The organism is Acidianus brierleyi (assembly GCF_003201835.2).
Classification (GTDB): Archaea; Thermoproteota; Thermoprotei_A; order Sulfolobales; family Sulfolobaceae; genus Aramenus; species Aramenus brierleyi.
The window spans coordinates 2,767,144-2,781,574 of sequence record NZ_CP029289.2 but is presented as its reverse complement, the minus strand read 5'-3'; the positions used below and the strand labels follow the sequence as shown (position 1 = coordinate 2,781,574).

At 33.6% G+C, this 14,431-nt stretch carries 12 protein-coding genes and 1 pseudogene; 9 read left to right on the top strand and 4 right to left on the bottom strand.

All coding sequences use genetic code 11. From position 1 onward, the window contains the following. Positions 1 to 464: 464 nt before the first annotated feature. Positions 465 to 1,226 (top strand): SDR family oxidoreductase, encoded by a 762-nt coding sequence (locus DFR85_RS30820; protein ID WP_110271578.1) that lies wholly within the window; start codon positions 465 to 467, stop codon positions 1,224 to 1,226. Positions 1,227 to 1,354: 128 nt separating this feature from the next. Beyond that, positions 1,355 to 2,023 (top strand): helix-turn-helix domain-containing protein, encoded by a 669-nt coding sequence (locus DFR85_RS30815; RefSeq protein ID WP_110271577.1) that lies wholly within the window; start codon positions 1,355 to 1,357, stop codon positions 2,021 to 2,023. 3 nt (positions 2,024 to 2,026) lie between these two features. Here DFR85_RS30815 and DFR85_RS30810 read toward each other — a convergent pair whose 3' ends face one another. After that, positions 2,027 to 3,448 (bottom strand): MFS transporter, encoded by a 1,422-nt coding sequence (locus DFR85_RS30810; protein WP_110271576.1) that lies wholly within the window; start codon positions 3,446 to 3,448, stop codon positions 2,027 to 2,029. Positions 3,449 to 3,949: 501 nt separating this feature from the next. Here DFR85_RS30810 and DFR85_RS30805 point away from each other — a divergent pair. From DFR85_RS30805 to DFR85_RS30780, 6 genes are all read left to right on the top strand, one after another. Next, entirely contained in the window at positions 3,950 to 4,681 is a 732-nt protein-coding gene (locus DFR85_RS30805; RefSeq protein WP_110271575.1) for a beta-ketoacyl-ACP reductase, read from the top strand. A gap of 47 nt (positions 4,682 to 4,728) precedes the next feature. After that, entirely contained in the window at positions 4,729 to 6,198 is a 1,470-nt protein-coding gene (locus DFR85_RS30800) for an AMP-binding protein (RefSeq protein ID WP_110271948.1), read from the top strand. Further along, a complete protein-coding gene (locus tag DFR85_RS30795) occupies positions 6,185 to 7,297 on the top strand; it encodes a mandelate racemase/muconate lactonizing enzyme family protein (protein WP_110271574.1) in 1,113 nt (370 codons plus the stop codon). The genes DFR85_RS30800 and DFR85_RS30795 overlap by 14 nt, the downstream gene beginning before the upstream one ends. After that, positions 7,294 to 8,442, top strand: a complete 1,149-nt coding sequence (locus DFR85_RS30790; protein WP_110271573.1) for a thiolase family protein — start codon at positions 7,294 to 7,296, stop codon at positions 8,440 to 8,442. Before DFR85_RS30795 ends, DFR85_RS30790 begins: the two co-directional genes overlap by 4 nt. A gap of 1 nt (position 8,443) precedes the next feature. Beyond that, positions 8,444 to 8,797, top strand: a complete 354-nt coding sequence (locus DFR85_RS30785; RefSeq protein WP_110271572.1) for a Zn-ribbon domain-containing OB-fold protein — start codon at positions 8,444 to 8,446, stop codon at positions 8,795 to 8,797. Between the two features lie 65 nt (positions 8,798 to 8,862). Next, positions 8,863 to 10,548 (top strand): AMP-binding protein, encoded by a 1,686-nt coding sequence (locus DFR85_RS30780; protein WP_110271571.1) that lies wholly within the window; start codon positions 8,863 to 8,865, stop codon positions 10,546 to 10,548. A 2-nt stretch (positions 10,549 to 10,550) separates the two neighbouring features. Here DFR85_RS30780 and DFR85_RS30775 read toward each other — a convergent pair whose 3' ends face one another. After that, complete coding sequence (locus tag DFR85_RS30775; RefSeq protein ID WP_110271570.1) at positions 10,551 to 11,327, bottom strand: enoyl-CoA hydratase/isomerase family protein; 777 nt, start codon at positions 11,325 to 11,327, stop codon at positions 10,551 to 10,553. A gap of 666 nt (positions 11,328 to 11,993) precedes the next feature. Here DFR85_RS30775 and DFR85_RS32360 point away from each other — a divergent pair. Continuing rightward, a pseudogene (locus DFR85_RS32360) lies at positions 11,994 to 13,137 on the top strand (IS110 family RNA-guided transposase). 468 nt (positions 13,138 to 13,605) lie between these two features. On the opposite strand, the gene DFR85_RS30765 reads toward DFR85_RS32360, so the two are convergent. Next, positions 13,606 to 13,968 carry a type II toxin-antitoxin system VapC family toxin gene (locus DFR85_RS30765; protein WP_281351097.1) on the bottom strand — a complete coding sequence of 121 codons (363 nt, stop codon included), beginning with the start codon at positions 13,966 to 13,968 and terminating at the stop codon, positions 13,606 to 13,608. Then, positions 13,968 to 14,225 carry an AbrB/MazE/SpoVT family DNA-binding domain-containing protein gene (locus DFR85_RS30760; protein ID WP_110271568.1) on the bottom strand — a complete coding sequence of 86 codons (258 nt, stop codon included), beginning with the start codon at positions 14,223 to 14,225 and terminating at the stop codon, positions 13,968 to 13,970. Before DFR85_RS30760 ends, DFR85_RS30765 begins: the two co-directional genes overlap by 1 nt. Positions 14,226 to 14,431 lie beyond the last annotated feature (206 nt).

The window sequence follows — 14,431 nt, the reverse complement described above, 5'->3', positions numbered from 1 at the left end:
TTTCAGAAATATAAAAGATCTAATACAACACTTAAAAATTTCTAAAAAAATTATAGAATCAATTGTTTAATTTCATTAAATTCACATAAATAACTAATAATGAATAAAAATTATTTTTACTAATCAGATTTTGGGTCTACCGAATTGAACCTTATAATCCTTTCACAATCACTTCTGATTCTATGAAATCTTAAGCCAAGAAAGTATGAGCTAGAGGACCTTGTACTCGCTATAGATCTTGGGAGACAAAAATAGAAATACTACCATCAGCTTACTATCACACAAACTAAAAATAGTTCGCTGTTGTATTCTCTCAGCATAACTCCTAGTTTCATTAGGACCAAATTGTGGGAAGACTATCAATCTCTATCAAAGGATAAAATTGCAAAACAGGACCTTAGAATTTCGTTTCTAGGAATACGTAAACTATAATACTTTAATGGATTAATGAAAAGTGTGATATGATGGATTTAGGGTTAAAAGGTACAGTAGCTATTGTTACTGGCGGTTCCCAAGGAATAGGCAAAGGTATAATCAAGATTTTACTGAAAGAAGGCGTTAGAGTAGTTGATTTTGACGTTAAAAACCCAGATTATGAAATAGATTACTTTAAGGTAGACGTATCTAAGAAGGAAGAAGTCATCAAAGGAATAGAATATGTTGTCTCAAAATATGGAAGAATAGATTCAATTATAAATAATGCTGGTATTGAAAGTTATGGTGCTGTCGATGAAACTAGTGAAGAAGATTGGGACAATATAATGAATGTTAATGTAAAGGGAGCTTTTCTTATGGCTAAATATTCTATACCTTATATGAAAAAGCAGGGTAAAGGTGTGATAATCAATATAGCATCAATACAGAGTATGGCTGTACAGAAAAGAGTAGCTGCATATGCTACAAGTAAGCATGCGTTGTTAGGACTGACTAGAAGTATAGCAGTAGACTACGCTCCTCAAATCAGATGTGTAGCAATATGTTCCGGGTCAATAAGAACACCATTGTTAGAATGGGCAGCAGAAAAGGAGGTTGGAAAAGAACATATTGAAGATAAAATAAGAGAATGGGGAGAAGTTTATCCGATGGGAAGAGTAGGAAATTCTGAAGATATAGGATACCTAACAGCTTTTCTTCTCTCAGACTTAGCTTCATTTATAGACGGCACTTGTATTGTGATTGATGGAGGATTAATTTCGTTAATACCTATAAGCAGTCCAGCTAGATAAATCTAAGATTCTATATTTTAATTTAAGGTTAGGCGTATGACTTGTATAAATTATGTTAAGAGGATTTGATAATTCTAATCAATTTTCTTTTTATAAAAACATATAAAGCTTATACATTAGTAAAACATATGGATAAGTTAAAATATTATTTTTCAATTAAGCTTAAACATCTTGACTGTTGGAGTACTCATACTCCTTTTTCCTATTCCGATTTCTTATTAAGTGAGCAGAACGGTCTAGGAATATTGAAAGCTAAAAGATTAGCAATAATAACTGATAATGAACCTAAGAAAGTTATAAAGAACGTTCTTAGTAAGGATGATAGTATAATTGACTATGAAATAGATAATCTCTCAGATTCCAACAGAATGAAAATATTTTCTATAGAAATGGTGCAGAAGGAGGAGAGAACTGTTCTCTCAAAACTAATGAACTTAGATATAAATCTTCTTTCTAGTAAAATTTTGGATGGTATAGAAACATATGAATTTATATCCTCTAAAGAAACTGCCAATAACATAAGGAGTAGTTTCGCTAGCGATAACGTTAAAATAATAAGCCTAAGCTATATGAAAATTAACAATGAGATAATAATGAAATTATTATCTAGAGGGGTGACGGATGTAATGTTAACTGAAAAACAGAAGGCTATAATAAAAAGAGCTAAGGATCTAGGTTATTTTAACGTGCCTAGAAATATAGATTTGGAAGATCTAGCAGAAGAATTTGGAATTAGTAAAATGGGAGCTTCGCTACTACTAAGAAATACAATAAAAAAATTGCTTGATATTTTATAAAAATTAAACCTTTTGAGGTTTTTCAGTTAATTCTGCGACGTCCTCAAGTTTGTATTTTCTTGTGTCATATCCTATAAATAAGCCTAAGATTCCGGTGGCTATTCCGTACGCTGCAAGTCCTAATGTCATTCCAATTGGATTTACTTTGACCCCAGCAAGTCCTATAAGTAATCCTATTATTGCTGCTAGTTTCACCCATGAATATCCCCATCCTGCAGCAGTACCTCTTTCAGCCGTACCGAAGAATGTATTTATTGAGGTCATTCCTTGGCTAGCAGGTCCTATTACATGGAAGAAGAAGAATAGGAAGGAGAAGAATACGAAATACTGAAGAGGTAAATGAAGAATATATGTAAGTGCTATTAAACCTACTGAAGTGCCTTCTCCTACTGCTCCTATTACATATTGGGATTTAGTACCAATTCTTGGAGTTAGCCATGCAGTTAAATATCCTCCTATAATTCCTCCAGCATATAAGATTGATAAAGCTTCTAAACTAGCTAATGGGCCTACTAATTTTAGTGCCAATAAGATGTATGGAATGTAAAATCCAAATGTATAGAAAATAAATCCTTGTTCAAAATTGCCATTAAAGCTATATACTAACTCTCTCCACTTACTAGCTTTGAAAATACTAAATGCGCTCTTTACGCCCTTACCTACAGGTCTTATAAAAACATCTACATCAGGAACATTAGGTAAATCTATTCCATAGGTCTTTTTAATTATTTTCTTAGCAGTAGCTAGTTTTCCTTGATATGCTAACCATAATACCGACTCTGGTATTTTACTTCTAAAACCTAAAATTACGGCAGCTATAACTCCACCTACTATCATTATAACTCTCCATAATATAGGTGTTGTAAGACTATGTTCTATGAAATAAAATGGTAAAAGGATGAAACCAATAGTAACAAGATACATTATATACCATTGAAGTTGCCATAAATTACTCCAGAAAAGTCTCTGTTCTCTTTCTAAATATTCAAAGATATATGTAAATCCTGTAGCAGTATCAGCTCCCAGAGCAAAGCCTAATAGACCCCTAAATACCGTTAATTCGTATATGTTAGTAGAAAAACCGCCTAGAACAGCCATGAATATAAATAGTATCATGTTAAGTATGAACATATCTCTTCTGCCTATTCTATCATTTAACCATCCTCCAATTATTGCACCAAAAAGAGCTCCTAGATCAATAACTCCTATAGAGAAGGAGATTAGTAATGAGGATACATTAGGAAAAGTATTTTCTAAAGAAGCAGTGGCGAAAGACATCGAGGCAAAATCGTATGCGTCTAACCATAGAGACGCTAACGCTAGTATAGCTATATATCTAGCAGTAATATTTTTTGTTGACAGTACAGTATTATAAATTTCTTTTATACCGTTTTGTATCTGATCTTTCCCTGGTGAAGAACTCATTAATTTTTCTTATTATTCTCGATCTTTAATATTCTTTCTTTTACATGTTTACATTATCTAGGCTTTAGACTTAGTTTTTAAGTGATGCCAACTTTAAATATAAATAGCAATATTTTTATATTAGACTGACAATGGCGATCTAGTATATTTATATATTTGTTTGGATTATTTCTATAAATAGTTATTTTTTATATTCTCTTATATAAGAATTAACAAGATTTTATATATACTGAAAATTTTAAGTTAAATAAGACTAACCCGTTAGTATTTTCAGAAAGTTCTTAAACTAAGATTTGTGAAAAATCCTTAGATAAAGGCTAGAAACTTTTTGAAGGCACCAATGAAATAGCTACTTTATATGTAAACATGATTATATAAAAACGAATTATGTGAAGATAGTTTAATGGATAATATAAATTATTTTCCGTGTTATAGAGATACTATTAAGAGGAAAGAATATATTAATAATATAGGTTTATATTATTTTTTAAAGGTGATAATATGAAAGTAGCAATTGTAACTGGAGCAGGTAGTGGAATAGGTTATGCAACTTCTATAAAATTAGCATCGAAAGGATACACAGTAGTAATGGGAGACATATCTAAGGATGTTGTTGATAAAGCAGAAAAAGTTGCGTCGTTAACTAAATCTAGAACACTAGGTTTGACTGTGGACGTTTCAGATTGGAATTCATGTAAAGAGTTTTATGAAAATATATTAAAAGGACTTAACATAGATCACGTTGATATATTGGTAAATAATGCAGGAATTATAAGAGACGCGTTATTTGTAAAGATGACTCCAGAGCAATGGGATCAAGTTATAAAAGTTCATCTTTATGGAACTTTTAATTGTACTAAACAAGTCATTGATGGCATGATAAAACAAAAATGGGGAAGAATAATAAATATGTCGTCAGCGAGTTGGCAAGGTAATATAGGTCAAGCGAATTATTCTGCAGCAAAAGCAGGAATAATCGGTTTTACTAAAACTCTTGCTCGAGAATTAGGTAAGTATGGAATAACTGTAAACGCTATAGTTCCAGGCTTTATCGATACGCCCATGACCGCGTCAGTGCCCGATAAAGTTAAAAAAATTATAATTGACAGAATCCCACTAGGAAAAATGGGTACTCCAGAAGATGTAGCCAACGTTATTTCATTCCTTTGTTCAGATGAAGCTTCTTACCTAACTGGAGATATAATAGATGTAACAGGAGGACTGGTATTGTGATTTATGAGAAAGGCGAAGAATTTGACGAACTAAAAAACCCTAAGGCGATGACAGAGATTATTAGTTCTAATACTTCAGATACAATAGCGTTGGACTACTTTGGTGAAAAAATATCTTTTAGAAAATTAAACTCAATGATAAATTCAGTATCATCGCAACTAAATATACAAAATGGAGATATTGTTATAATTTCTATGCAAAATATTCCTCAGTTCGTAATCTCTGAATTTGCTGTATGGAAAAAAGGCGGAATCGTGCTACCTATAAATCCTTCTTATTCAGAAAGAGAATTGAACTTTATTATAGAAAATTCTGGAGCTAAATTAATGATAAGATCGTGTGAAGCTATAAGTAGCAAAAAAATAGAAAATATAACTACTAATCCAGAGTCATTTCACGAGATACCTAATGAGCTAAAGACTAAATGGAAGTTGATAGATTGCGAAGAACAACTTGACTTTAAGTCTTCTTCTAGTGAAGAAAGATTAGTTTATCCTGACGATTTAGCTTTATTAATTTATACTTCTGGGACTACTGGTAAGCCTAAAGGTGTTCCAATAACTCATTCAAATATTTTCGCTTCATCAATGATCTATAAAAAATGGTTTAATTTTTCTGAAAAAGATAAAGTTTTAGGTATTGCTCCTTTCTTTCATGTAACTGGTCAAATTTTTCACATAACCACTGCAATACTTTCAGGAAGTGAAATAGATATTTCCTATAGATTTGATCCTTCGCTTGCGCTCAGAGATGTTGAAGAAAAGAAAACTACTGTTACAATGAGCGTCGCTACAGCATATAGGGCAATGCTTAACGTATATGATAATGAGGATTTATCGAGTATGAGGCTATGGTCATCTGGAGGAATGCCAATGCCTAGAGCACTAGAATTAGAATGGAAGGAAAGAATAGGGCAATGGATTTACATGGCCTGGGGTTTAACAGAAACTACTTCCCCGGCAACTTTATGGCCTTATCCTTATAATGGTAAACTCCCAGTAGATAAGGAAACTGGAATAGTAAGTTCTGGAATTCCTGTATATAATACAGAAATCAAGGTAGCAGAAGACGGGGAAGTATTAGTAAGGGGACCTCAAGTCGTATCCGGATATTGGAAGATGGATAAGTTCAAAGATGGATGGTTACCTACTGGAGATGTCGGTAAAATAGTTGATGGTTGGATTTATATTATTGACAGAAAAAAGGACATAATTGATGCTTCTGGTTTTAAGATAATGCCTAGAGAAGTAGAAGAAGTTATTTACATGCATCCTGCAGTAAGCGAGGTAGCAGTAGTTGGTCTACCAGATGAGTATAGGGGAGAGACCGTAGCGGCTTTTATAAAACTTAAAAATGGTTACAAAGCAAGCGAGGAACTTAAGGAAGATATTATAACTTTCTGTAAAAATAATCTAGCTCCATATAAAGTTCCAAAAGTATTAAATTTTGTTGATGAGATTCCAAAAACTCCTTCTGGAAAGATAATGAGGAGGGTATTTAGAAATGAAAATACGTGATTTAGAGGTAATCAAATTATCTTCAAAAGAATTCTACGAAAAGGACGCTTTAGCAGTGAAAGAAGGAGCAGAGCATTACATGGACGTTTTAGTTATAAAAATAGTGACTGAAAATGGAGAAATAGGATACGGAGAATCCATAGCGTATGGAGCTTTAGATGCAGTATCAACTACTATAGAAAAAGTCCTTAAGTCCATAATACTGGACGAGGAAGTTGCTCCAATAAGTTTATGGGATAAGATGTATAAAGCTACATTTAGGCTAGGAAGGAGAGGAATAATGATTTCTGCAATAAGCGGTGTAGATATTGCGTTATGGGATATTTTAGGTAAAGAATTTGGATCTCCAATCTATTCAATTCTTGGAGCTACAAATAAGAGGATAAAAGGATATATCACAGGAGGGTACTATAGACAAGATAAGGACATAGAAAAGCTATTAGAGGAAGTAAAAAGTTATGTAGATAAGGGATTTGATACTGTTAAAATAAAAATAGGAGGACTAAAAATTGAAGATGATCTAAAGAGATTGAAAGCAATAAGAGAAGAATTCGAAAATGTGAGCATTGCAGTCGATGCAAATAATGTATATGATTTTAATACGGCATTAAGAGTTGGAAGAGAACTTGAAAAATTAGGAATTATGTTTTTTGAGGAACCAATACCTACAGATTTTCCTTCTTTGAGTGCAGAGCTAGCTAAAGAATTAGATTTGTCTATAGCAGGATACGAGACTGCATTTACATTATATGAATTTAGAGATATTATCTTAAATCATGCAGTTGATATAGTTCAAGCAGATGCTGCATGGAACGGAGGAATTACGGAAATGCTGAGAATAGGGAATTTTGCCAGAGCGTTCGGTCTTCCTCTCATACCTCATTATTCTGCTGGAGGAATAGGATTTATAGCAAGCCTTCATACAGCTTTAGCTACTAATTCACCAATGATTGAGTATCATCTAAGATATAATCCTTTAAGAGAAGGACTAGTAGGGGAGATAAGATATGAAGGCGGAGAATTTATCCCACCGCAAAAGCCAGGTTTGGGGATTTCTTTAAAAGAGGAATACTTAGAGAAATATAAGGTGGAAAAATGATAACTGGTTTCGCAGGATTAACTTATAAAAAATTTGAAGGCTCAACATTTCAATTACTTTCTGATGTAGTTTATAATGCAATGGAAATGGCTTCAGTTAACTCAAATGATATAGACGGATTGTTTTTCACAATGCTCTCTGGAACATTCGATGGTAAGGCAAACATTCATTTTCCTTCTTTTCAAATCCCAGCCTTTTTGGGGATAAAACCAAGATATATAGATATAGTAGATTACGGTGGGCCTTCAGCTCTTACTATGGTATACAGAGCTGAGAAACTTGTAAATTCAGGGGAAATAGATACTGCACTTTGCATAGTAGGAGGAAAAGGTTCTTTTTTAAGGGAAAATAAAGTTACTGCGGATTCTGTGGATAAATTCTATAACATAAGTTTAACTCCTTTCGATGAGTTTTTTAGAGTTTATGAGGATATGAATCCAGTAACAGATTATGCCTTAGTAGCTAAAAGACATCAAAAACTTTTTGGCACTACTGATGAACAGAGAGCAATGATAGCTGTAAATCAAAGAAAAAATGCAATAAATAATGAAAAATCATTATATAAGTCTCCTCTATCGGTAAAAGACGTTATCTCATCGAGATTAGTTAGCGATCCATTAAGATTACTTGAAATTGTATATCCTGTAGATGGATTTCATGCATTTATAGTTAGTAAACATCAAAGAAATTCCAATTTAAGACCTCTTAAAATACATTTTTATGGAGAAGCTCACTGGGCCGAAATGCCTCCAGAACTTCCAGATATAGTGTACACTCCTACAATAGAAAGCAGTAAAGGAGTAAGTTTAGAGAAAATAGACGCATTTGAATTATACGACTCGTTTACAATAACCGTATTGCTGGAAATAGAAGATATAGGGTTAACTGAGAAAGGGAAAGGAGGAAAATTTGTGGAGGAAAAAGATACTACGTTCAAAGGCGAAATACCTATAAATACTGGGGGAGGATCCTTAAACGTAGGACAACCTGCGTTTATGAGTGGAGGAGTCATTTTAGAAGAAGCTCTTTCACAACTTAATGGTATGGCAAAAGGGCACCAAGTAGAGGGCGCTAATAGAGTGTTAGTCAATGGAATAGGAGGATGGAATAGAGGTCATGCAGTAACTATGGTTTTAGGTGAGTAATATGTTCGATGAAATAAAAAAGGAATATATAAATTTAATGAACAATGAAAAACTACCTTATATTAAGTGCAAATCGTGCGGAAATGTATTTTTCTATCCTAGAGATTACTGTCCTAAATGTAATTCTAAAAATCTTGAGGTTAAAGTGAGTAAAGGTGATGGAAAGGTTTTCTCAATTACTAAGTTTCAGGGCAAAAAAGGAGATACATATTATGGCATTGTGGAAATGGATGAAGGTTTTAGAATTTACAGTAATATTAAGAATAGTTTAGAGATAGGCGATAAAGTTACAGTTGAATTTATAGAGGAAAATGGAAGAAAAATACCTATTTTTAAAGGATTATCTGGAACGTAAAGTGCTAATTCTTTTTTAGAGTAAGATAATTAAGTTAAAAATACGGAAATAGATTAATATTTAAGATGAACATAGAAATAAGGGAAAAGAATAATAAGATATCTCCTATTTTAAATGATTACGATAAGGTAAGAAAAGAGTTCAATTGGGATTCAGTTGAACGAGAATTAACGTTTTCAGATGGGACTATAAATCCTGCATATTTTTCAATTTACCAAAATATTGAGAAAAATGAAAATAAAGTAGGATTAATATGGGTAGGTAAAAAAGATGAAGTAAGGAAAATTTCTTATCATGACCTTGCTTTAAATGGAAGTAAAATTGCTAATTCGCTAAAAGATTTAGGATTTAAGAACGGAGATAGAATAATATTGTTCTCCAGAAAAGTTCCTGAATTATATTTTACTATGATAGGGGCAACTTTAGCTGGAGGGATATTAGTTCCAGTATTCCAATCATTCGGAACTGAAGCTCTTAAATATAGAATAGAAAATAGTGGAGCCCATTTTATCTTAACTCATGAAGAATTGTTAGGTAGAGTAAGAGATGCTACGTCTGGATTAAATGTTAAGATCATAGTAATTGATGGAAATTCAAATAATAATGAATATTCTTTTGAAGATTTAAAATCTACGCAAAAGTTATATGTTGAAAGAAAAAGAACAAAGGATCCATGGTTTATAATATATACTTCTGGGTCTACAGGCAGACCTAAAGGAATAGTTCAAGCTCAAAACACTATTGCTTTATATTACATTTCCGGGATGTATCATTTTGATCTTCAAGACGATGTATTTTGGCCTACCGGTGATCCTGCATGGGTAGCAGGTTATGCTTCAGTATGGACAGGCTGGCTTAGAAGAGTACCTGTAGTAACCTTAGAATCGAAATTTAATGCAGAAAAATGGTTGAGTATTATTGAAGAATTTAAAGTGTCAGTTTGGAGTACTGCTCCTACTGCTTTAAGACTTCTTAAAAAAGAACTACGTTATATTAAAAACGATGTTTCTTCCTTACGATTTATTCACGCAGGAGGAGAATATGTAGGACCAGATTTAGTTACTTGGACTAAGGATACTTTTGGAGTTCCATTACATGAAGCTTACGGGCAGAGCGAAACTGCTACTTATGTTATTTGCAATATAATTTCCTTACCAATAAAGGTTGGTTCTATAGGAAAGCCTCTGCCTGGAATAGAAGCCTTGATTGTGGATGAAAAAGGAAATCCTTTACCTCCAAATTCTCAAGGAATTTTAGCATTTAAGCCTGGATTCCCTGGATTATTTATAGGAATTTGGGGTAATGAAGATAGATATAAGGAATATTTCAAAGGAGGTTACTATTTAACTGGAGATCTTGCTTATATGGATAAAGATGGGTATTTCTGGTATTTAGGTAGAGCAGATGATGTGATTAAAGTTTCTGGATATAGAGTAGGGCCTGCTGAAATAGAATCCGTAATTGCTGAAAATCCTAACGTTGCAGAAGTTGCAGTTATAGGAATTCCAGATGAGGAAAGGGGAAACGCGATAAAGGCTTTTATAGTTTTAAAGAAGGGGATAAGTCCTAGTGAACAAATTAAAAATGAAATACAAGATTGGGTAAGGAAAAATCTAGCCGCTCATGATGTTCCAAAATATATAGAATTTGTAGATTCTTTACCGCATACAATGAGTGGAAAAATATTAAGAAGATATCTTAGAGCTAAGGAATTAGGTCAAGATGTTGGAGATTTAAGTACTTTAGAGTGACACTATTTTCCGTTAAATTGTGGTTTTCTTTTTTGAAGAAATGCGTCAATACCTTCTTTGAAATCTTCTGAAAACCTTAGTAAGCCAAAAGTTTTCCTTTCTATATCGTAACCTACTTGTATAGGAGAGTCCATTATAAGATTTATTGCAGATTTCATAGCTTTTATTGCTAATGGTGATAATGAAATTAAGTCCTTAGATATTTCTAACGCTCTATCATATGGATTTTCTGCAATCTCATGAATTAATCCCAACTGTTGAGCTTCTTGTGCTTTTATCCTTTTTCCTAGAAGAAGGTAATATTTAGCCTTAAGAGGCCCTAGAGATTTTACCATTTTTGTTAATCCTCCACTAGCAGGTATCATTCCTAATCTTATTTCGGGTAATCCTATTTCAGTCTCTGGTGAAGCTACTCTTATATCACACGCTAATGCAAGTTCTGTTCCCGCACCTAAAATATATCCTTTAAGTACTGCGATAGTTGGTTTACTAACATTTTCTATAGTCTCTATAGTTTTTCCCCAATCTAGTAAATCTTCTGGAGAAGTATTTAGAAATTCGCTTATATCTCCTCCGCTACTGAAAGCCTTATCTCCTTCTCCTCTAACTATTATGACAGAAGTTTCTGGATCTTTATCTAAATCCTCAAATATTTTTCCTAAATCACGTCTCATCTGTAAAGTTATAGTATTAAGTTTTTCTGGTCTATTGAGAATTACTTCTGCTATTTTCCCATCCTTTTTTAACAGTATTTTTCCATCAGAATATTTTGTTTCCATAATAATGAGGATGATATAAAAGATAAAAGAATTAATGATATTCCCAATAACTTAGTTATTAATAAGATTATTAAAAAGTGATATTGTTTCTATAAGAAATATATTAAATAAAATAATTTTTAATAGCAGGAATTAGCAGTATTGAACGTTACTAGAAAATCTTGGATATTGCCTTATATACTTACGTTGTCTAAAGCGGATACATAATAATTTTTCTAAACAAAGTAAAAATAATTTCGTTAGTACTTCTAGCAAGTCTTTGTTCTATCATTACTCATTTTAGTCTCTAAATGGCTAAGAACTTTACGGAAGTACCAGTTACATGCCTTGTGGAATTGTTCGGTTTTTATTATCCCTACTTGTGAACTCCTACGGCGATTTTCACGAACAACACTCCTAAACAAGAAGACAAGCCTTACAAGAGTAAAACTTTTATAAAGAGAACAAGAAAATAACACAAGCCGAAAGTGAACATGGGGATAAAACCCCATGTGGTAGGCTGGCTATACGTCCCCCGCGATCTAACATGTGGGACAATATCCCGAGTAGGAGTGTGCAAAAATTTAAGGGGACGTTCTCATAGTTAGTTCGCACTATCTCCTAACAAAATTAACAATACAACGCGTATTATAGAAAAATTCAAGAATTAGAAAAAGAGTATTACACATGGAAAGGAAGATAAAGCCTAAAGTATTTGCAATAGATGTGGGGGAATCAAGACTTGTTGCAACCAAGATGGAAATAAACAACAACACAGTAAAAGAAGCTGATACGAGAGAATTCAAATACAACGAGGAAGGACTCAAAGAACTTATAAAATTCCTAGAAGGATACGAAGAAGGAATAATGGAAGCAACAGGAGTATACTTCTACCACGTATACAACGTACTGAGAGACAAGGGACTAAAAGTAAACGTGATAAACCCTGTCCAAACAGTTGAAGTCCTAGGCAAGAAGACAGACAAGAACGACTCCATAAGACTCGCAATAGCCTACGCTGCAGGCACAGTAAAAGGATCGTACCAACGGGAGAAATGCAAGAACTAAGAGAAATGACAAGACACAGAGAAGGACTAGTAGAGAGAAAGACACAAGTAAAGAACGAGATAAGGAAAGTTCTAGAAACAGCAGGATACAAGCTACCTTCGAAAAGAAGACAAAGGAAATAGTGAGAAAACTAGCCACTGATGAGAAGCTAACTGACGAAGAGATCAAGGAGTACTCCAAATTATTGGGAAGAAAATTAACTAGAATAGAAGCGTTCATCCTAAAACAACTCCTGGACCTACTGAACATTATAGAAGAACAAATCAAGGAAGTGGAGAACGAGATAATGAAGTTCCTACCCGAGGAAGCAGTAGAGTTGACTAAGATACCCGGAATAGGCCCAATCTCTGCAGCCACAATTTACGCTGAGCTTGGAGACGTGAGCAGGTTTGAGTCTTCGAAACAAGCTGCTTCTTATGCTGGAGTTTCTCCAAGGACTAAGCAGAGCGGGAAGACCGAATTTCACAACGGTCTCATCAAGGGGAATAAGCACTTATCCCGCGTTCTATTCCTTGTTGCAAGGTCCGCTAAGAACACGGCCCAATTTAATGGCTTCTATCAAGCCTTGTTGAAGAGGACAAGCAATTCCAAAAAGGCTACATTAGCCTTGGCCAACAAGATATGTAGGATAGTTTATCACGTACTCAAGGATGGGGAATACAAGGGTGAGACTAAGAAGACTAGGTATAGGGGAGGAGGTGGTGAAGGTCCTCAAGTTGACCCCAATCAAGTAGTTCCTTCGGCTCTTCAAGCCATCGCCTAGCCATGTTAGAGGCAAAGCATGTGGAGCCTACCACGCCCTAACGGGCGTGGCTTCCTGCTTCAAAGCCGAGGCTTGCCAAAGGTAGAGGTCTCAGCTCCACAGGCACTAAGGGTCGTTCCACCCCGAGCACTAATGTGAACCTACGGTGTCTCAATATGGAACTATTGATTGGAGCAGAGGCGTACCACATAGACCCTCGCTTTAACCAAGGCGGTGACGCTTACTCCGTCAGTGACTGCCATTAATAGAATATTTGAAAAATACGTATTTAAATGTAACTACAAAGGGGGCTATCCATCTCCACCCTTACGGATGGAGTCTTCCGCCCCTTTTGAACCCCTTGTTAAGATCAATTTTCAATTAGACATTAAATTTAGAATTTATCAAGTTCTAAGAAGATCAAGATCTGCAAAAATTCAATAAATCCACAAAGCAAAAACTGCGGCTTTATATCCAAATTTTTTCTATTTACTTAATTTTATCAAAATCTTTATCCTCAGTTAAAATCTTTTTAATAGAATTATTTAACATAACAGCTACATGAAGAGAATCGGAAGGTTTTAAAGAATAATTTATCATGAAATCTTTGGCTCTTTTATATTCGTTAGAAGTTATTGAGAAGAGTATTGAATTCTGTAGCACTATTTCATCAAGAAATTCTATAGTATCTTTAAATTTAACATTATATTTCTTTCTAGAAACATAGATAACTTCATCTAACACTAAAGGATCTAAGGCTAAGCTCTCTTCCCTTAATAGTTTAAGATAGACTTCTTCTATCTCCTTTACACCTAAGTTTAAGTATATGAGAAAATTTGCATCTAAAAATATTATTCAAACTCCTCTTCTAAGCTTGTTTGAGCTAAATCACCCAACTTTATTTTCTTAGCATAAGATATTTTATCCTCATGTTCGTTAAGTTTCCTAATAATATCATTAATATTTACTTTTCTCTCTGGTTCCAAAATTATTCTTCCATTTTCGACATTTAGAATTATGGTATCTCCTTCCTTAATTCCTATAAGATCCCTAATATTTTTTGGAATTATTATATAACCTTTTTTACCTACTTCGATTCTTAGAGTCAAACCTACTTTACCAAAATTAATCTGGCTAAACTCAAATATAAAACTCCATTAATGTTAACGTTAGTACCCCTATAAATTCTTATTAAATGATCTGAGAATTGGATAATAATAAGGATAAAAATTTACTGGAAGTAGTAGCGTTATAAGTAACTCTAATAACTTTTATCGGAAAATCCTTTCAGCATTACGTAGCGTTAAAAATAATT